Raw genomic sequence first — 18,056 nt, 5'->3', positions numbered from 1 at the left:
TGTATAAATGAAAATATTACATGTCATTCCTTTCCTGAGTGTTGAAAGTGGAGGACCGGCTGTCAGCACGCTGTTACCGGTCAGATATTTGAACAGAATGGGGAAAAATAGTAAAATTCTGACATTCCGTCCTCCTTTAGGGGAGACTGTCTTATCTGAAGAGTCATTTATCCGTTATTTGCCGGAGCTAAAAGGTTGGCAGAGGCGTGTAAGCTATTCTTCCCGTTTAAAAGAGATGTTAGGGAAAGATACTGATACGGATGTTTATCATATACAGGGACTTTGGTTGTATCCGGTTTACCTGACTGCACACATGGCCTGTAAAAAGCAGAAACCCTATATAATCACTTTGCGCGGGATGCTTTATCCTGAAGCACTGAAACAATCAGCCGTCATAAAAAAACTGGCATTATCTTTTTTCCAGCGCCGGCAGTTACAGGAGGCGACATGTGTGCAGGCCACTTGTGAGGAAGAGATGCACTATTACCGTGAGATGGGGTTTACAAATCCGGTCGCTATTATACCCAATCCGGTAGAATTGGAACCGCTTGCAGATGATGTTTCGAAAGCAGATGATATCAAGCGTTTCGGATACCTCGGCCGTATTCATCCGCGAAAACATATAGAACGGCTGATCGATTGCTGGCAACGGCTGGACGAACCGGGCGAATTGGTAATCATGGGAGACGGGGATAATGGTTATGTGGATTATTTGAAAGAGAAAGTCCGAAAAGCACAGTTAAAGCGGATTCGTTTTACCGGGTTAGTGACAGGTAATGAAAAAAAACGTCTGCTCGCTTCCCTTTCATGCCTGGTCGTTCCCAGCGACTTTGAAAACTTCGGGCGCATTATACCTGAGGCTTTGATGCAGAGTATTCCGGTTATTGCATCGACAGGTACTCCGTGGCAGGAACTGGAAACGTACCGGTGTGGCTGGTGGGTGAAGAATGATACGGAAACTTTGACTGATACGATGCGTAAAGTGTTGGCGTGTGATAAGGGCTTGCTGGATGAAATGGGCAAGCGGGGACGGCAACTGGTGTTAAAGAAATATACTGTGGAAAAAGTATCCGGACAACTGGAAGTAATGTATGACTGGGTAACCGGAAAAATAGATAAACCTGATTTTATATATTATTGATGATGAAAATGCAATACACTTTAATCCCTTTTTCAAAGTATGTGTATGCTTTGGCGAGCGGGCAAAAAAACAAAAAAATAGATTTTTTTATTATCGGAGCACAGAAATGCGGAACGACTTCCCTGCATGATTATATGAATCAGCATCCTTTTTGTACGGGCGCTTTGAGAAAAGAAACATTGTTTTTTACGAAGAAATATCGGGGGACGGTGACTCTTAAAAGGTTAGTTGGCCATTTCTCTTTTAAGAAACTGATGAGGAACAGAGGGAAATGCCTGTTTTTCGAGTCTACTCCCGACAATGTGTATGAAGAGTCTGCTCCCGGTCGTATTTATAAATATAACCCGAAAGCAAAATTGATATTTCTGGTACGCGAACCGGTCGGCCGTGCTATTTCCGAATATAATATGGCTTGTAAATACGCAATAGTTAAAAACTTGTGTGTCCGTGAAGACCCGGAACGCGAGTATTTTGATTTCCTGAAGCAACCGGATAAGTATCCTTTCGAATGGTTCGTCAAGGAAGAACTTCGAAGAATGGAAGAAACCGGTTCCCGCCTGCCTTCGGCATTCCATTATCCTGATTTTATTCGTCATGGCCTGTATAGCGAGCAGCTGGAAAGGTATCTTCAGTATTTCAGTCCGGAGCAAATATTGATTCTGGAAAGTAAAAGTTTGAAAACGGATAAGAGAAATACGTTGTCGGCTATAGAAGATTTTTTAGAACTACCCCATCATGAATGGTCTGAAAAAGACTTGGTAAACTCCAATATTGGAGTTTACACTCGTCAGGTACCTGACGAGTGTAAACTATTCCTAAAAAAATATTTTGAACCGTGGAATGAAAAGTTTTTTGAGTTGATCGGGCGAAGAATGGATTGGTAAAGAGTAGATATAAAATGGATATAAAAGTTTCGGTAATAATCCCTATATACAACAGGGCTTATTGTTTGGCCCGTTGCCTGGACTCTGTTTTGTTCCAGACATTTACAGATTGGGAATGTATTTTGATAGATGATGGTTCTACCGACGGGAGCTTATCGGTGTGCCGTCATTATGCAGAGACAGACTCCCGTTTCAGGGTATATAGTCAATCGAACAGTGGCGCTTCCGTTGCCCGTAACCGGGGATTGGAATTGGCCCGGGGACAATACATTGCATTTATCGACAGTGACGATTGGGTGGAAAGGACTTATTTGCAACTATTATATGATGCAGTCGGCGAATATACAATGTCGTTTTGCGGACAGGATGAATTTGATTGCCAGGGAGTACGAAGCAAGGAGATGCCGGTAAAAAGTGACGAATCGTTTTTGTTGGATAATAGTGGAGCGGACTTGATTGCTTATTATTTTTTTGATTCGAAGCTCTTGTTCGGACCTGTGAATAAATTGTATGCACGAAAGATCATCGAGGACTATTACATTCGTTTCCCTGTCGGTATCGATTGGGGAGAGGATACGATTTTTAATTATACATATTATAGTCATGTCAATAAGCTGAAAGGTGTGCCTTTTACTCTATATCATGTTATGAAACAACAGGTTTCATTGACAACAGAGGCGAAATATGATTATTTCCTTTCTGATTCGAGACAAAAAAGATGGGATGGTTTCTCTGATTTTCTACAAAAGAAAGGTCTTAATCATCCCAGGCTGATGCAGGTTGCGGATAATTATTATATCTACCTCTTTTGTGAATCGACCGCCGGTTCGATTTTTGTGCACGACCGATTGTCATGGATAGAGCGTTATAAACGGATGAGAGGGTTAGTCATGAATGCCGACCGAAGTAAATTCAAGAAGTATATCATTCGGCCGGGATCATTGGCCTATAAGTCTGTTGCTGTGTATTTCAGACTACCGGTTCTCCTCTTCTTGTTTTATGAAATCAAATATCTCTTTTTGAAAATCAAATAATCTATTAATAAATATTGAAGGATATGAATAAGAATGATTTGGCTAGAGAAATAGCGATCCGCATGTCGGTAACGGTTACTATGGCTTCTCAATTAGTGGATACCCTGTGTGCCGTAGTTGGAGAATCGATCCGGAAGGATGAGTCTGTGTTGTTACAAAATTTCGGGCACTTTCAACCCTGGCAACAAAAAGAACGTTTCGGACGCAATCCGCGTACGGGTGTGGAATGTCCGATTCGTAAGCGAGTGAGCGTGAAATTTAAACCGGGAAAAGGGTTACTGGAACTATTGAATGAGAAACATGAAGATACAGACATATGTGATTAATTTGAAGCGATCCGCAGATCGCCGGGAGTATATCTTGAAAGAGACCGCCCGGTATGCCTGTATGGATGTCGAGCTGGTGGAAGCGGTAGACGGATACCGGCTTTTACCGGAAGAAACGGAGCGACTGTTTGATGTCAAACGCTTTACTTATCGTTATAAGCGGCATCCGTATCCGGGCGAGGTCGGATGTACCCTGAGCCATCAGGAATGTTATCGCCGGTTATTAAATTCGGACGAAGAGGTCGCATTGATATTGGAAGATGATATTGTTTTTCTTAAACCCGAGCTTGTGGATGCTGTCATGACTGAATGTTGCGAGATGCTGAAAAAAGAGAAAGGCGGTGTATTTATCTATTCTCTTTTGCCGGTGAGTTCTACCAGAGGGAGGGATATGGGAAACGGATATAGTATGTACCGGGTATGGTTCGGACTGGGAGCTTATGTCTATCTGATACACCGGAATGTGGCGAAAAAACTGCTGACGGATTTCCCGTCGGTATTGGCTGACGATTTTCAGTATATGAATTTGAAAGGAATAAAGGTGTATGGGTTATTCCCGCTTTTTTCGACAGGTGACAGTATGGGGACGAATATTCAACAGGGCAAGCAAGATATAGAATATGTGACGGGTATCCCCGTGCGCTATAGATTGCAGAATTTCTTCAGAGGCGGTTGCCGGCGATTATTGCTCTTATTACATATACTGTCTGTGAGATAACCGATTAATAAAATTAGATATATGAAAATAATCAATTATTTATTTGCTGTATTGTTTTTTTCTCTTTTATTCTCTTCTTGCGGAAGAGTAAAAGATATCGCTTACTTGCAAGGAGATGACTTGTTTAAGCGGATGGAGGTCTCCGATTCCGTTGAAATAAAAATAAGGAAAAATGATATTTTGGATATTTCCGTCAGTTGTGCCGAACCTGAGTTATTACAGCCGTTTAACAATCTGTCATGGGGAAATAATTATTCCGGAAATTACGGAGGAGGATATAATAACCGTGGTTATCTGGTAGAACAGGACGGGACCATTAATTTCCCTCTGTTGGGAAGGCTCGAAATACAGGGATTGACCCGGCGTCAACTGATAGAGTTGATTCAGGACAAACTGAAGAAAGGGGATTATATAAAAGATCCGGTAGTAACAGTTCGTTTTCAGAATTTTAGGATACAAGTGTTGGGCGAAGTGAACCGTCCCGGTTCATATACCATCACTTCTGATCAGGTTACTCTGTTCGAGGCTTTGGCGCTTGCTGGTGATTTGACAATCCATGGACGTCGTAACCGGGTTGCCGTGGTCAGGGAAACGGATGGCGTACGGACGATTCTGTATCATGACCTGCGTTCGAGAGATGTTTTCAATTCTCCTAATTTTTATTTGCAGCAGAACGACCTGGTCTATGTGGAACCTAACCGGGTACGGGCGGAAGCAAGTACTCAGAATCAGTTCACCAACGTCGGCACCTGGTTGTCTTTGATTTCGTTCCTGATGTCAACCTGCGTACTTATCTTTAAATAAAATACTTATGAATGATGATAAGCCTTATATAGATGAATGGCATTTGAAAAGCGAGTTGAATATTCGTATAGTTTGGGATGTATTGCTGGCCAGATGGCATTGGTTTGCGTTGTCGGTGTTCATCTGTCTGATGCTGGCTTTTGTTTACATACGTACTGTCCCGGTTGTTTATAAGCGGGAAGCTGTCGTCCAGTTAAAAAATACAGCGAAATCGGAGGAAGCCTTCAATGAAAAACAGTTGTTCGAGGATGGCAATAATATCGACGGGGAGATTCTGATTTTTAAATCCCGTTTGTTGATGGGTGAAGTTATACGGCGGTTAGGATTGGATATCAACTATTCTGTGGATGACGGGTTGAAAAGCAGGGATTTATACACCAACTCTCCGGTGGAGATCAGCTTTCCGGATTCTTCTTTTTCCAAACCGGCTGTTTTCTCTGTTATCCCTTTGCCGGAAGGCGGCTTCCGGATAAAAGGACTGGAGGATGATCCGGATGGTGTGATGAAATATACTTTTGGCACGCCGCAGAATAGCCCGCTGGGCAGGATGATTGTCAGGCGTACTTCTTTTTTCAATGACGAATGGCTGGATGTTCCGATACAGGTAACATGTAGCGATCGTAAATCGCTTATCAGTTTATATCTGGACGGGCTCGAAGTCGAGCGTTCGGCTAAAGATGTCAATTTATTGACGCTCACTTACCAGGATACGGATGCAAAGCGGGGAGAGGATATCCTGAATACGTTGATACAAGCGTATGTGGATGAGTCGATGCAGGATAAGAACATGATTATTCGCAGTACGGCACTTTTTATTGACGAACGTTTGCAGTTGATCAATGAAGAATTGGGCGATGTGGAGAATAATATTGAAAACTACCGGAAGCAGAATCAATCGGCGGATTTGGCTGAAGAAGCTAAAATATATCTGGGAAACCGGAACAGGCATGATATGGAGGTCACCGAATTGACCAACCAGCGGGAATTGGTTGAATTGGTGCAGATGTATCTGCATGATCCGTTGAAAAACGAACATTTGCTTCCGGCTAACACCGGTATAGCGAGTGTCGGTGTGGAGGGAATGATCGATAAATATAACATGACATTATTGGAACGGAATAAGTTGACGGTGAATGCAGGCGACAATAGTCCTGCCGTGAAAGAGCGAAGCAGCCAACTGGCCTCCTTACGGAATGCTATCGCCCAAAGCCTGAGAAATACGAAAGAGGCGATCGATATGAAGCTGGATTATACCCGTAGAATGCAGATGCTTGAAATCGGGAAGATCAGTAGTATTCCGACTCAGCAGAAATATGTCTTGTCGGTGGAGCGTCAACAGAAAATCAAAGAAGAACTGTTCCTTTATTTGTTGAATAAACGGGAAGAAAACGCCTTGTCGCTGGCTACGGCCGACAGTAATCTGCGTATTGTGGACGAGGCCTATGCGGCTGGAATGGCGGGAGCAAATGCCCTGATCGTTTTGTTGGCGGCCTTTCTGGTTGGTTTATTGGTTCCCGGTTTATGCTTCTATATCCGTCAGCTACTCGATGTAAAAGTACGTGGGCGTAGAGATCTTGAGGAAAATCTGACCATTCCTTTTCTGGGGGAAATACCTCGTAAATCGAAAAAATCAGGTTTGGTGGTGGTACACGAACAAGGACGTAACCCGGTTTCGGAGGCGTTCCGTGTCGTTCGTTCCAATCTGGACTTCATGCTGAACAAGAAAGAAGAAGCACAGTCGATCATGTTTACTTCGTATAATCCGGGTTCGGGGAAGACTTTTATTGCAACTAATCTGTCTGTGGCATTAGCATTGGCCGGTAAGCGGGTTATTTTGTTGGAAATGGATATTCGTAAAGGTTCGGTAAAGAATGAAGATGAAACTGTGCCGGCAGGGATAACTAATTTTTTATCCGGCAAGGTATCGGATGTGAGGGATATTATCCGAAAAAGTGAATGGCATGAAACATTGGATGTTATTACCTCCGGGCCTGTGCCTCCCAATCCGGCAGAATTATTGCTCAGCAATCGTCTGGACATGCTGATGGCGGAATTAAGAAGGGAATATGACTTCATTCTGATAGATACTGTCCCTTATGGAATAGTGGCGGATGCCCAGGTAATTAACCGGGTTGCCGATTTATGTATTTATGTGATTCGTGAAGGTCGTTTCGACCGGCGGTTATTGCCGGATGTCGAGAAACTTTATACGGATGGCAGATTGTCACATATGGCTGTTGTTCTGAATGAAGTATGTTATGAGCAGGCCGGCTATTACGGCTATTATGGTTACTATGGCTATGGATACGGAAATACAAAGAATTAGTAATGAAAATAAAGACGTATATAATAAATATGAAAGAATCCGCCGACCGGCGAGAACGGGTTCTGAAGGAGGTTTCCCGCTATTCTTTCCTGGATATCGAATGGGTGGAGGCCGTGAACGGGAAGCAACTTATGGAGGTACAGATAGAACAGTTATTTGACCGGAAAAGATTTTATTCAAGATATGACCGCGAACCGCTACCTGGAGAAATTGGCTGTACGCTAAGCCATAGGGAGTGCTATCGCAGATTACTTTGGTCGGATTGCAAATATGCGTTGATATTGGAAGATGATGTTTTTTTTCAGCATCCGGAGGATGTTCATCTGATTTTTGAAAATATAGATAAGGTGATGGTTTCTGATAAAAATTGCATTATCACACTGGCTTCCCATTTGCTTTATTTTACGAAAGATATTTCTAAGATAGGACATTATTCTTTTTACCGGTTTATAAAAGCGGTGGGAACTTGTGCCTATTTGGTGAACCGGCATGCTGCTGAAAAATTATTGTCGGTTAACAAACCTTCGATTGTTGCCGATGATTTTGAATATATGTTCAGGCATGGGATTTATCTGTTGGGGATATATCCGTATCTGGCATCCGGAGCTTCATCCGAACAACTGGTTGAGTCGGAAATAATCCAGAATCGTAAATCATCCGAGATGCGAAAGACTTCCTTTAAATACAGGATGACCAGATTTTTTGATTACAAATTATATGGTTTATTATGGAGGTTGAAGATCGTTAAATTCAGATTGTAAGTGGGTTATCACATTAATTGAAATGATCGGATGATACGTTTGTTTGCATTATATCTACTTTATTTATTTCAGAAAATCAGATATCTGGGCCGGGTTAATCTGGTCGGGTTCAGCATAATCCTTGCATTCAGGAATTCCTCTATTTTGATAGGTAAAGGGTCCGGGCTCTGTAGTACGCCAGTATATAATTTGTTGGGTATGTATCAAAGGACGATACTGGTGGCAAGACATGGAGGAACTATACATATCGGGGAAAATGTCGGTATATCCGGTTCGACGATTTACGCTATGAAAGAGATACGGATAGGAAATAATACGTTTATAGGGGCCAACTGTAAGATCGTAGATAATGATTTCCATGCATTTGAGCCGGGATTGAATTTTACGACCGATCCTCTACATCTGAAGATGAAACCGGTTTCTATCGGCGAGAACTGCTTTGTCGGGATGAATTCAATTATTCTAAAGGGAACCGTTATCGGAAAAAACTCAATTGTAGGAGCCGGTAGTGTGGTGTGTGGCAAATTTCCGGAAAACGTGGTGATTGCCGGAAATCCTGCCAGGATAATAAAGTATAGGAGTATTGACAGTAAAGAATAATCAGATGAAAATTTCATTTATAGTGGTAGATATCACAGCCAAAGCCGGGACGGAAAGAACGACAACCTTATTAGCGAATACTTTGGTGAAAAAAGGGCATGAGGTGCGGATCATTTCTCTATTCCAGCAGAATATATCACCGGCTTTCTTTCTTGAAAAAGAGGTGAGTATCGTTTATGTAACCTGTGAATCGTATTCTATTCATAGTAGTCCGTTTAAGCGTTTATTGCGGATAATCCAGTCTTTCTTTTCTTTTCGGGAAATGATGCGTAAAAATGATTCCGGCCTGTTTATAGGGCAGAACTTCTTAGCCAATCTGTATTTGTATTTTTCAGGTTTTTCGAAAAAGTCGATTGCCTGCGAACATAACTTGTATGATATCTATCCTTCGCCCATTCTTTTTTTTCGGGAATATGTCTATCAGTCGTTTTATAAAATGGTGTCTCTCACCGAGAAGGATGCCGATAAATTCAGGCGCAGGCTGAAAAATGTCGAAGTCATACCTAATATGTTGACTTTTACACCAAAAGGGAAAGCTGATCTGACATCAAAAAGAATCCTCTCGATAGGCCGTCTTTCTAACCAGAAAGGATATGACTTATTACTGGAAGCTGTCAAATATATCTGGAAAGATTATCCCGACTGGCATCTGGATATTTTCGGGGAGGGAGAGATGCATGCTTTTTTAGCGGAAAAGATAAAGAGGTATAATATGGAACAATATGTATTCCTGAAAGGGTATACGGAAGATGTAATTTCTGAATATTTGTCTTCTTCCGTTTATGTCATGTCTTCCCGTTTTGAAGGGTTTCCAATGAGTCTTTTAGAGGCGACTTCCTGCGGACTACCGGTCGTTTCCTTCGATTGTCCGGAAGGTCCTGGCGATATAATAGGAGAGGATAGAGGAATCCTGGTTCCACCGGAGGATATATCCGGATTAAAGACGGCTCTTATAAAGTTGATGGATAGTCTCGATAGGAGAAATGAGTATGGGGAAAATGGAAGATCGTTCGTACTTCAAAACTATAATTCCGAAACGGTTTATAAGAAATGGGATATGCTGTTTCAGTCTTTTGTTAATTCAAGAAGTAACATGTGAAGATTGCGAAGCGGAATGCCTTCAAGGCGAACATGTGATTAATCAATAAAATAAGAAATAATGAATGGGCAAATTTCAATTATTATTCCGGTCTATAACCGGGGATATTGTTTGTCTCGTTGTCTGGATTCCGTATTGAATCAGAGGTATACGAATTGGGAGTGTATTCTGGTTGATGACGCTTCCACTGACGACAGTTTGCAGATCTGTAATCTGTATCTTAAAAAAGATTCCCGTTTCCATCTTACCGCACAACCGGAAAATGCGGGTGTGTCGGTTGCCCGTAATCGGGGAATGGAGCTGGCGAAAGGAGAATATATAACGTTTATCGACAGTGACGATTGGGTTGAACCCGATTATCTGTTTCTTCTGTATCAGGCAGTCGGAAAGGATACGATACCTCTTTGCGGAATGAGCGTTCATGATAGCAGCGGGGTTTTCAAGTATAGTCATGAGATAGAAGATAAAACATATAGGTTAGATGACGGTGCTACCGAGTTTTTGTTGGAGCATCTTATCAGTGGGCTTATTGCCAGTCCGACGAGCCGTTTGTATAGTCGTGGTATTATCGAAGAATATCATTTGCGTTTTCAACCCGGTATCAATTGGGGGGAAGATTTGATATTCAATTGTACCTATTTTAAGTATATCGATAATCTCCGTTGTATAGCCACTCCTTTATACCATGTTGTGAAACAGGATGATTCTTTGTCTCGACAAAGACAATCACAACTGTATTGTTGTGATTTATCTCTTTTAGACGATGATATGAAAATCTGGCATGGCATTGATGGTTTTCTGAAAGAAAAAGGAATCTGCAATAAAAAGATGAATCGTTTTATGCAGTGGTATTATATTTTTTTACATGGGACACTTCTCTCTTTTTTATATACAAAACCTGTTGTCCCTGCAAAAACAAGGTTTCATTTTGTCAGGAACGTTATAAAAAATTTGGATCGGGATATATTAAATGTAACGGTTCTGTTCCGGCTTCGTTTGCCTGTCAGATACTATCTGATATATTACCGCATGCCGCTCTTGCTTTGGTCACTCTACGAGTTGAAACTGATGGTGAAAAAAGGAACTCATCGAAAAATGTTTCATTTCTGATAAATAGCGACTTAAACATCGTTCAAGACTTTCTCTTAGATATTTTATTAATTTAATTCACAATTAACATGAAAACAGCATTAGTTTGTGGCGCCGGTGGTTTCATCGGTAGCCATATGGTTAAACGCCTCAAAAATGAGGGGTATTGGGTAAAAGGTGTCGATTTGAAGTATCCGGAATTTTCACCGACGGAAGCCGATGATTTTATGATCGGTGACCTGCGCGACATGGATGTATGTAACCGTGCCGTCGATCGTAAGTTTGACGAAATCTATCAGTTTGCTGCCGATATGGGTGGTGCCGGTTTTGTTTTTACCGGTGAGAATGATGCCGATATTATGCATAATTCGGTGATGTGTAACATCCATATGATGGATGTGGCTTATAAACGGAATGCGGGAAGAATTTTCTATTCGTCTTCTGCCTGTATCTATCCGGAACGTAACCAGATGGATGCTTTGCATCCGACTACTTCGGAGGATTCGGCCTATCCGGCAGGACCGGACAGTGACTACGGTTGGGAGAAACTGTTCAGTGAACGTATGTATATGGCTTACCATCGTAATAAGGGGTTGGATGTACGTATTGCCCGTTTCCATAATATTTTCGGTCCGGAAGGAACCTGGGAGGGCGGACGTGAGAAGTCGCCGGCCGCTTTTTGCCGTAAGGTGGCTGAAACGCCTGATGGCGGAACGATCGAGATGTGGGGGGACGGCAATCAGACCCGTTCGTTTCTTTATATCGATGAATGCCTGGAAGGTGTGCGCCGCCTGATGAGTCAGGATGCGTTTATGGGACCGGTAAATATCGGTTCGGACGAGATGATCAGTATCAACGGCCTGGCTGGAATGGTGATGGAGATTGCGGGTAAGAATTTGGATATAAAACATATTCCCGGTCCGCTGGGTGTTGTCGGCCGTAATTCCGATAACCGTCTGATTAAGGAGAAACTGGGATGGGCGCCTAACTGGCCGTTGTCTAAAGGGATGGCATTGACCTACCGATGGATAAATGAACAAGTACAGAAAAAGAATAAATGAAAATAGTCTGTATCTCACAGGTCTACTGGCCGGACACTGCTTCCGTGGCACAACATTTGGTTGATTTGCTGCAAGCTCTGTCCGACCACGGACATGATGTGACTGTCATCACCAGCCGTCATAATTATGAGCATCCGGAAATAATGTATCCGGCTATGGAACACCATAACGGAGTCCGCATTCACCGTCTGTCTAATACCGGGTTCGGTAAAAAGACGAAGCTGGGACGTTTGGCGGATTTCCTGAGTTTCAATGTTCTGATAAGTTGTAAATTATTATTATTAAAACGGTCTGAATGCGATGCGATGATAGGGTTAACGAGTCCGCCTTTGTTATCGTATCTTGGGATAAGAGCAGCGAAAATGAAAAATATACGTTTTGTATATTGGACAATGGATCTGCAGCCGGAGTTATCGTTGGTAGCCGGTTATATGAAAGCCGGTTCTATTCCTGCGAAAAGCATGCAGAAATGCGGGGATTATGTCTTTCATCAGTCTGATAAAATTATTGTATTGGATGATTATATGAAGCAGCATATCAACCGGCGTTTACACACAGAAAAGTCCGGAATAGATGTGATTCCCGTGTGGCCGGTTATGACGGCTGTTTTTGAAGGTGGACGAATGGAGAATCCGTTCCGGATAGAAAACGGTTTTGGGGACAGGATCGTGATTATGTATTCCGGTAATCATTCTGTCATGCATCCGTTGACTACGTTACTGGATGCTGCGGTCAGGCTGAAAGAGGATGGGCGTTTTTTGTTTGTTCATATTGGAGGCGGAGTCCGTCTGCAGGAAGTACGTGAATACAAAGAAAAATACCGGTTGGATAATATCCTGATTTTACCTTATCAACCGCGTGAAAAGATTCATTTGTCATTAGGTTCGGCAGATATCCAGGTGGTTTCTTTAGGGGAAGGTTGTGTCGGTTTTACGCATCCGAATAAGATCTATGGAGCGATGTTCATTAGTAAGCCTGTATTGTATATCGGCCCTGAGCAATCCCATATAACGGATATTTTGTGTCGTTGTCCCGGAAATATTTCCGTCTCCCATGGTGAGTCGGATTTGTTGGTGCAGAAAATAGTGGCTTTTGCCGAAATGGATGAATCCGAACGTAGCCGGGTTGGGATACGGAACCGGAGATATGCGGAAACTTATTTGCGTCCGGATATTTTATTGGAGAAAATGATAGGCTCGATAGAGTCTGAGTTTTTATAATATTAATGGAAAGAATATATGATTTATTCTGTTTTATCGGATAGATTGGGTAATATTTTATTTGAGATTGCAGCGGGTATTTCGTTGGCAAGGCGGTTGAATGTCCCTTTTAAAGCTTTTGTCGGGCAGGAGGACTATCGGTATGTTGAGTATGTTCTTCAGTATAAAAAATCAATCTTACGTAAGATTGATTTTGCGGAAGACTTTCCGCAAAATCAAAAAGTATATAATGAACCGTTTTTTCATTATCGGGCATTACCGGATGAGAAGGATTTGACAGTTTATGGATATTTTCAGTCAGAGAAATATATTGATAAAGATTTTATCCGGGAATTATTTGCTATAGATGAGGAAACGAAATTGTATATAAGACATAAATATCAGGATATACTGAATAAAAAACCGGTTTCTGTGCATGTCCGGAGAGGAGATTATATGCAATCGAAATTGTATTATGCTGTTTGTCCGGTCAGATATTATAAAAAAGCAATGCGATTATTTTCACCAACGACTGATTATTTGATTTTTAGCGATGACATAGACTGGTGTAAAAAACATTTTAAGGGGAAGCATTTTTATTTTTCTGAAAATGAATCACCATCAGTCGATTTGTATCTGCAAAGTTTTTGCAGGCATCATATCATCAGTAATTCCACGTTTGCCTGGTGGGGAGCCTGGTTGGATTCGTCTCCGGATAAACGGGTTATCTGTCCTGAATCATGGTTTGAAATACTTTATAGGGCTAATGATATAAAAGATTTATATCCGGAGGAATGGAGCAAATTGCGGATTCGCAAGACTATTTTCGAATGGATAGATTTATATATGTATGCTATAAGTCATTATCGTTATGTGTATTATAAAAAAATAAAAAAACTTATAGCCAAGTTATTCATATGAGAATCGGGATATTATATATCTGTACGGGACGTTACTCTATCTTTTGGAAGAAATTTTATCAGAGTACTGAAAAGTCTTTTATGCAGGGGCTCCCCTGCATCCGTGAATACTACGTGTTCACGGACAATCCATGCTTATATGGAGAAAAAAAGAATAAGCGTATCCATCGTATTTATCAGGAAAATCTAGGATGGCCCGATAATACGTTGATGCGTTTCAGTATGTTTTTAAAAATAAAGGAACGGCTGGAAAAGGAAACGGATTATCTTTATTTTTTCAATGCCAATATGGTTATACGGGAGAAGATCGGTAAAGAGTTTTTACCGGAGGAAAGTTCCAACGGATTGGTCGGGCTAATACATCCTGGGGGTTATGATCGTGAGGTGAACGAATTCACCTATGACCGGAATGAAAAATCGACAGCTTATATTCCTTACGGAGAAGGCCGTTATTATTATGCCGGTGGGTTAAACGGCGGTAGGACTCCTGCCTTTTTGAAGATGGCGGAGACTCTCAGGGATAATACGGAAGAAGACAAAAGAAACGGAGTGATGGCTCTTTGGCATGATGAATCGCATATCAACCGTTATTTTTTAGATCATCCGCCTTATTCATTAACTCCGGCTTACTGTTATCCGGAGGGCTGGAACATGCCTTTCCCGCAGATTATACTTTTATTGGATAAAAGCTTTATCTGTGGCGGTCATAAATATTTACGCGGAGGTAAAAGGAATTTCCATGATTACACGAGTTATTTGAAGCGCAGTTTGGTGAGGTTTGCCAGAAAGGTTATAGGGATATTGCGTGGTTTTGGTCTTTAGTCGGATACTTTAATAAATGAATACTTATTTGTATAACCTTGGATTTAGTGCATTTGTACTTTTAATCATCTATAAATCCGATGGATATTTGTGAAAAGTTAAGTTTGTACTATAACGTACCGGTGAAACCTGGAGAAACTTTGCTTTTTTTGATGAAGTACAAATGTGTATACCAGCTATTTCTTCTTTGCATTAGGAAATAAAATAATGTCGATGACGATCTGAACATTTTCCATAAAATAAACGCAGGTTGTGCAACTAGGATATCCAATTTGATTATTCTATCTTTGTACAACCTGTTTTATTTATAGACGGGTTGTGTCTTATTGTTGAATTAAAATTTAATAGATAATTATGGATACCCCGAGATACAAAACGATTATCAGCGTATTGAACTCTTCTAATGAAGGATTCGACGAATATATAGAAATGAGTAAAAGAATCAGCCTGTTTGTGGAGACAGACGGGGCGAGTGAGGCTAATGGCATGATGGAGGAAAGCTATGTTGCCCAGTATACCGTACTTCAGGACATACTTTATAAACAGGCGTTGGAAAAGAAAAAGAACGAATCGTGTTGATGCGGTTCGTCAGGATCGACTTGCAGAAAGGAGATATCTTTGAAATAGTTATTGATTAGAAAAAAACATTCACTAAATTAGTGAATAATACTTTTGTTGTATTATCTTTGTAGAAACAAACAGAACTATGACTATAGAATACGAAAAAGATTATTTGAAAGAACTATATGAAAGTGGTAAATGTAAAAACAAGAAATATCGTTTTGATGCTGCTGTCATTAAAAAATATCAAAAACGTATTGATACATTAATGGCTGCTACACGAATTGAGGATTTGTTTGTTTTGAACTCTTTAAATTTTGAAGCTCTTCAAGGATTAAAGGATCATTTTTCTATACGAATAGATTACCATTATCGGTTAGAATTTAAAATTCGTACAGATGCAGCAGAAGTCATATTAACTGTTTGTATAGTAACAGATATAACTAATCATTATCAATAATAGGTATGGATACAATAAAAAGATTACCGACTCATCCGGGGGATGTGTTAAAAGAAGAATTGGAATTCCGTAAGATTTCTCAAAAGAAGTTCTCGGACTTGTTAGGAGTACCTTATACAATGTTGAATGAAATATTGAATGGTAAACGTTCTGTTACCAGTGATTTTGCATTAATGGTAGAAGCTGCTTTAGGTATTAATCCTGAATTACTTATTAATATGCAAACACGTTATAATATGGCTTTAGCCCGTGAAAAGAGCAATCTTTCTGAACGGTTGAAAGAAATACGGACAATTTGTGCATCGTTATTATAGTATAAGCTAAAGTCTGATGCCGGATTAATCCAGCATCAGACTCATATATGACTCCCGGTTCGGGTATCCCATAACGATCCGGGTGAGTGTCTGGATGTCCATATTCTTCAGATTCTGTTCTGTAAACGGACTGTCTTTATGGGTGGACAGCCAATGATGTATCAGGCGCTCGGTGTCGATTACGCGGGCCATTCCGACCGGACGGGTTGCCGGTACGACCGGAGGTGTTTTATAGATAGCTTTATTCACGTTGTTTTGCAAAGTGGCCTCTTGCAGTAAGAGGTTGGCTACCCGGTCGTCATCATAAAAAAACTCTTTTACGTAGACCTGTTTCTTATCTTCGGAAAGTCCGGGTGTATGATCCGGCGGAAGAGTGAAGGCCATCCCTATCGGTTGGTCTTTTTCGTTTAATGCTGTCAGCATTTGTCCGCCATCCAGTTGCAGGTCGCGAAGAATGGTGACAAAGTCATTTTTGGTGTGGAGGACACAACATTGTCTTTCGCGGATTTTATGGTTGAAATAGTCGTACAGTTGATCCAGGGAAGGAACTTCCGGTGGTACAACGGTTATCTGAGGAGCGTAGACCGGTATTTCCGGACGTATATACGTATCCTCGGAGTAGTCGAACGTTTCCGTGTATCCCAGTTCCCGGTAGTAATCGAATAACCAGGGATCGGCAGGAATCAGTGCCGCTACGGCAACCGAACGGTATTTCATTTCATCGAAAGCCTTTTGCATCAGTTGTTTCATCAGGCCTTTTCCACGCATGGAAGGCAGGGTACAAGCTCCGGAAATATAGGCTACGGATATTTCCGTACCATAATAAGTCATGGTATAAGGCAGCATCTGCAAGGCAGATACTACCTGTCCGTCCTTTTCGATGACCAGTGTATTTTCTTCTTTGTATACCCGGTCGAAATAAAGGCGTATGAACTCTTCCGTATCATTGAAGGAGAGACGCCACAGATCGATTATTTGCTGCTTGTTCATCTTGTTTGTTGTTTTGCGTTTTCTTAATCGCGGCATTCTTTTCCAATAGTATGACCGGGTTATAAGAAAGTTTTGCTTGACGCAATCCCGGGATGCCGAGGTCTTCTTCGCGGTTGACGTAGACGAACTCTTCCGGTAGGCGTGAAGCGAATTCCTGATTGATAACAGTGTAAGCGCCTTCATAGTTCACATCCGCCTTTTCCACATGCACGCCGAAGGTGTCGTGATTGATCTGTGCACCGAAGGTGAAAGCTATTACTTTGCCGTCCACCAGCAATGCTCCTCCGAGCAGGCCCAGTTCGTCGTAATGGTTGAGCGCGTAAGTCATCGAAATACGTTCGAAGTTCAGGTCTTCCGCATCATCTTCCGTCTCATTGGCTTTATACCATTTACATTCCAGCTTTAAGCATTGCGGAATCAGTTCCGGAGTGATGGGGGCGTATTCGTATTCATATCTTTTCTTGAAATTATTGATATGGTTACGCTTGGATTGGAACTTCTTGCCTTTCAGCAATGCCAGGTCTTCACGCAGATAGATATAATCGAAATAATCGCGTTCGGGGATATAGAAAAATCCGCCGGGCAGCGCTTCCTCCAGGATGTCTTTGGCATCCGGTGTGACGCCTAGCATACAGAGTGGGTGTCCGTGTTCCAGTGAATCGGCTTCGAGTAACTCCAACGCGTGTTTCAGGTCTCCTTTTCCGGCAGGTGTCATATAGACCAACCGGCTTTTATCTTCTATCCAGAAACGGATCAGCAGAAAACCGTCGACAACGGCAAACTCCGTGTCGTACAGGAAACGCCAGCTACAGATATTGGCAAACGAGTAATCGCAATTGCGATAATTGTGAGGATAGATAAATGACGTAATAAGTTCTTTATCCTCTATTGTAATTGGTTTAAAAGGAATCTTCATACTTTTCTTTTTGTCGTACAAATATAAAACT

Annotated in this window: 20 protein-coding genes; 18 read left to right on the top strand and 2 right to left on the bottom strand. The window is 41.5% G+C overall.

What is annotated here, in order from left to right; translation table 11 throughout:
- Positions 1-7: 7 nt before the first annotated feature.
- From DWW91_RS15790 to DWW91_RS15705, 18 genes are all read left to right on the top strand, one after another.
- Entirely contained in the window at positions 8-1,141 is a 1,134-nt protein-coding gene (locus DWW91_RS15790) for a glycosyltransferase (RefSeq protein ID WP_122328293.1), read from the top strand.
- 8 nt (positions 1,142-1,149) lie between these two features.
- The gene (locus tag DWW91_RS15785) at positions 1,150-2,025 is read left to right on the top strand and encodes a sulfotransferase domain-containing protein (protein WP_233584503.1); all 876 of its coding nucleotides are present in this window, start codon (positions 1,150-1,152) and stop codon (positions 2,023-2,025) included.
- 14 nt (positions 2,026-2,039) lie between these two features.
- Positions 2,040-3,059, top strand: coding sequence for a glycosyltransferase family A protein (locus DWW91_RS15780; RefSeq protein WP_122328291.1), 1,020 nt, complete (start codon positions 2,040-2,042; stop codon positions 3,057-3,059).
- Between the two features lie 23 nt (positions 3,060-3,082).
- Positions 3,083-3,385 (top strand): HU family DNA-binding protein, encoded by a 303-nt coding sequence (locus tag DWW91_RS15775; protein ID WP_122328290.1) that lies wholly within the window; start codon positions 3,083-3,085, stop codon positions 3,383-3,385.
- Entirely contained in the window at positions 3,360-4,103 is a 744-nt protein-coding gene (locus tag DWW91_RS15770) for a glycosyltransferase family 25 protein (protein ID WP_122328289.1), read from the top strand. The genes DWW91_RS15775 and DWW91_RS15770 overlap by 26 nt, the downstream gene beginning before the upstream one ends.
- Positions 4,104-4,124: 21 nt before the next feature.
- Positions 4,125-4,907, top strand: a complete 783-nt coding sequence (locus DWW91_RS15765; RefSeq protein WP_122328288.1) for a polysaccharide biosynthesis/export family protein — start codon at positions 4,125-4,127, stop codon at positions 4,905-4,907.
- Positions 4,908-4,914: 7 nt separating this feature from the next.
- On the top strand, positions 4,915-7,233 hold the full coding sequence (locus tag DWW91_RS15760; RefSeq protein WP_122328287.1) for a polysaccharide biosynthesis tyrosine autokinase: 2,319 nt from the start codon (positions 4,915-4,917) through the stop codon (positions 7,231-7,233).
- A 2-nt stretch (positions 7,234-7,235) separates the two neighbouring features.
- A complete protein-coding gene (locus tag DWW91_RS15755) occupies positions 7,236-7,994 on the top strand; it encodes a glycosyltransferase family 25 protein (protein WP_048317067.1) in 759 nt (252 codons plus the stop codon).
- A gap of 198 nt (positions 7,995-8,192) precedes the next feature.
- On the top strand, positions 8,193-8,594 hold the full coding sequence (locus DWW91_RS15750; protein WP_305036967.1) for a DapH/DapD/GlmU-related protein: 402 nt from the start codon (positions 8,193-8,195) through the stop codon (positions 8,592-8,594).
- Between the two features lie 4 nt (positions 8,595-8,598).
- Positions 8,599-9,693, top strand: coding sequence for a glycosyltransferase family 4 protein (locus DWW91_RS15745; RefSeq protein ID WP_122328286.1), 1,095 nt, complete (start codon positions 8,599-8,601; stop codon positions 9,691-9,693).
- 60 nt (positions 9,694-9,753) lie between these two features.
- Positions 9,754-10,803 (top strand): glycosyltransferase family 2 protein, encoded by a 1,050-nt coding sequence (locus DWW91_RS15740; RefSeq protein WP_122328285.1) that lies wholly within the window; start codon positions 9,754-9,756, stop codon positions 10,801-10,803.
- A 68-nt stretch (positions 10,804-10,871) separates the two neighbouring features.
- Positions 10,872-11,843, top strand: coding sequence for an NAD-dependent epimerase/dehydratase family protein (locus DWW91_RS15735; RefSeq protein ID WP_122328284.1), 972 nt, complete (start codon positions 10,872-10,874; stop codon positions 11,841-11,843).
- A complete protein-coding gene (locus DWW91_RS15730) occupies positions 11,840-13,063 on the top strand; it encodes a glycosyltransferase family 4 protein (protein ID WP_007659220.1) in 1,224 nt (407 codons plus the stop codon). The genes DWW91_RS15735 and DWW91_RS15730 overlap by 4 nt, the downstream gene beginning before the upstream one ends.
- An 18-nt stretch (positions 13,064-13,081) precedes the next feature.
- Positions 13,082-13,963 carry an alpha-1,2-fucosyltransferase gene (locus DWW91_RS15725; protein ID WP_122328283.1) on the top strand — a complete coding sequence of 294 codons (882 nt, stop codon included), beginning with the start codon at positions 13,082-13,084 and terminating at the stop codon, positions 13,961-13,963.
- On the top strand, positions 13,960-14,784 hold the full coding sequence (locus DWW91_RS15720; RefSeq protein ID WP_122328282.1) for a family 6 glucosyltransferase: 825 nt from the start codon (positions 13,960-13,962) through the stop codon (positions 14,782-14,784). The genes DWW91_RS15725 and DWW91_RS15720 overlap by 4 nt, the downstream gene beginning before the upstream one ends.
- A 354-nt stretch (positions 14,785-15,138) precedes the next feature.
- Complete coding sequence (locus tag DWW91_RS15715) at positions 15,139-15,363, top strand: hypothetical protein (RefSeq protein ID WP_007659224.1); 225 nt, start codon at positions 15,139-15,141, stop codon at positions 15,361-15,363.
- A 127-nt stretch (positions 15,364-15,490) separates the two neighbouring features.
- Positions 15,491-15,805 carry a type II toxin-antitoxin system RelE/ParE family toxin gene (locus DWW91_RS15710; RefSeq protein WP_122328281.1) on the top strand — a complete coding sequence of 105 codons (315 nt, stop codon included), beginning with the start codon at positions 15,491-15,493 and terminating at the stop codon, positions 15,803-15,805.
- Positions 15,806-15,810: 5 nt separating this feature from the next.
- Entirely contained in the window at positions 15,811-16,119 is a 309-nt protein-coding gene (locus DWW91_RS15705; protein WP_007659226.1) for a HigA family addiction module antitoxin, read from the top strand.
- Positions 16,120-16,143: 24 nt separating this feature from the next.
- On the opposite strand, the gene DWW91_RS15700 is transcribed toward DWW91_RS15705, so the two are convergent.
- Positions 16,144-17,109, bottom strand: coding sequence for a GNAT family N-acetyltransferase (locus DWW91_RS15700; RefSeq protein WP_122328280.1), 966 nt, complete (start codon positions 17,107-17,109; stop codon positions 16,144-16,146).
- Positions 17,063-18,025: a DUF2156 domain-containing protein gene (locus DWW91_RS15695; RefSeq protein ID WP_046146892.1), complete on the bottom strand. Its 963-nt coding sequence runs from the start codon at positions 18,023-18,025 to the stop codon at positions 17,063-17,065. The genes DWW91_RS15700 and DWW91_RS15695 overlap by 47 nt, the downstream gene beginning before the upstream one ends.
- Positions 18,026-18,056 lie beyond the last annotated feature (31 nt).

Source organism: Parabacteroides sp. AF17-3 (assembly GCF_003635445.1).
In the GTDB taxonomy this organism is placed as follows: Bacteria; Bacteroidota; Bacteroidia; order Bacteroidales; family Tannerellaceae; genus Parabacteroides; species Parabacteroides goldsteinii.
The sequence above is the reverse complement of the archived record's forward strand: the minus strand, read 5'-3'. Positions and strand labels throughout refer to the sequence as shown.

Coding starts and splice junctions, on each gene's coding strand:
- DWW91_RS15705 (WP_007659226.1), top strand. CDS start 15,811: ATGGATACAATAAAAAGATTACCGACTCATCCGGGGGATGTGTTAAAA.
- DWW91_RS15760 (WP_122328287.1), top strand. CDS start 4,915: ATGAATGATGATAAGCCTTATATAGATGAATGGCATTTGAAAAGCGAG.
- DWW91_RS15770 (WP_122328289.1), top strand. CDS start 3,360: ATGAAGATACAGACATATGTGATTAATTTGAAGCGATCCGCAGATCGC.
- DWW91_RS15700 (WP_122328280.1), bottom strand. CDS start 17,109: ATGAACAAGCAGCAAATAATCGATCTGTGGCGTCTCTCCTTCAATGAT.
- DWW91_RS15720 (WP_122328282.1), top strand. CDS start 13,960: ATGAGAATCGGGATATTATATATCTGTACGGGACGTTACTCTATCTTT.
- DWW91_RS15750 (WP_305036967.1), top strand. CDS start 8,193: ATGTATCAAAGGACGATACTGGTGGCAAGACATGGAGGAACTATACAT.
- DWW91_RS15735 (WP_122328284.1), top strand. CDS start 10,872: ATGAAAACAGCATTAGTTTGTGGCGCCGGTGGTTTCATCGGTAGCCAT.
- DWW91_RS15725 (WP_122328283.1), top strand. CDS start 13,082: ATGATTTATTCTGTTTTATCGGATAGATTGGGTAATATTTTATTTGAG.
- DWW91_RS15730 (WP_007659220.1), top strand. CDS start 11,840: ATGAAAATAGTCTGTATCTCACAGGTCTACTGGCCGGACACTGCTTCC.
- DWW91_RS15715 (WP_007659224.1), top strand. CDS start 15,139: ATGGATACCCCGAGATACAAAACGATTATCAGCGTATTGAACTCTTCT.
- DWW91_RS15755 (WP_048317067.1), top strand. CDS start 7,236: ATGAAAATAAAGACGTATATAATAAATATGAAAGAATCCGCCGACCGG.
- DWW91_RS15785 (WP_233584503.1), top strand. CDS start 1,150: ATGCAATACACTTTAATCCCTTTTTCAAAGTATGTGTATGCTTTGGCG.
- DWW91_RS15745 (WP_122328286.1), top strand. CDS start 8,599: ATGAAAATTTCATTTATAGTGGTAGATATCACAGCCAAAGCCGGGACG.
- DWW91_RS15790 (WP_122328293.1), top strand. CDS start 8: ATGAAAATATTACATGTCATTCCTTTCCTGAGTGTTGAAAGTGGAGGA.
- DWW91_RS15695 (WP_046146892.1), bottom strand. CDS start 18,025: ATGAAGATTCCTTTTAAACCAATTACAATAGAGGATAAAGAACTTATT.
- DWW91_RS15710 (WP_122328281.1), top strand. CDS start 15,491: ATGACTATAGAATACGAAAAAGATTATTTGAAAGAACTATATGAAAGT.
- DWW91_RS15765 (WP_122328288.1), top strand. CDS start 4,125: ATGAAAATAATCAATTATTTATTTGCTGTATTGTTTTTTTCTCTTTTA.
- DWW91_RS15740 (WP_122328285.1), top strand. CDS start 9,754: ATGAATGGGCAAATTTCAATTATTATTCCGGTCTATAACCGGGGATAT.
- DWW91_RS15775 (WP_122328290.1), top strand. CDS start 3,083: ATGAATAAGAATGATTTGGCTAGAGAAATAGCGATCCGCATGTCGGTA.
- DWW91_RS15780 (WP_122328291.1), top strand. CDS start 2,040: ATGGATATAAAAGTTTCGGTAATAATCCCTATATACAACAGGGCTTAT.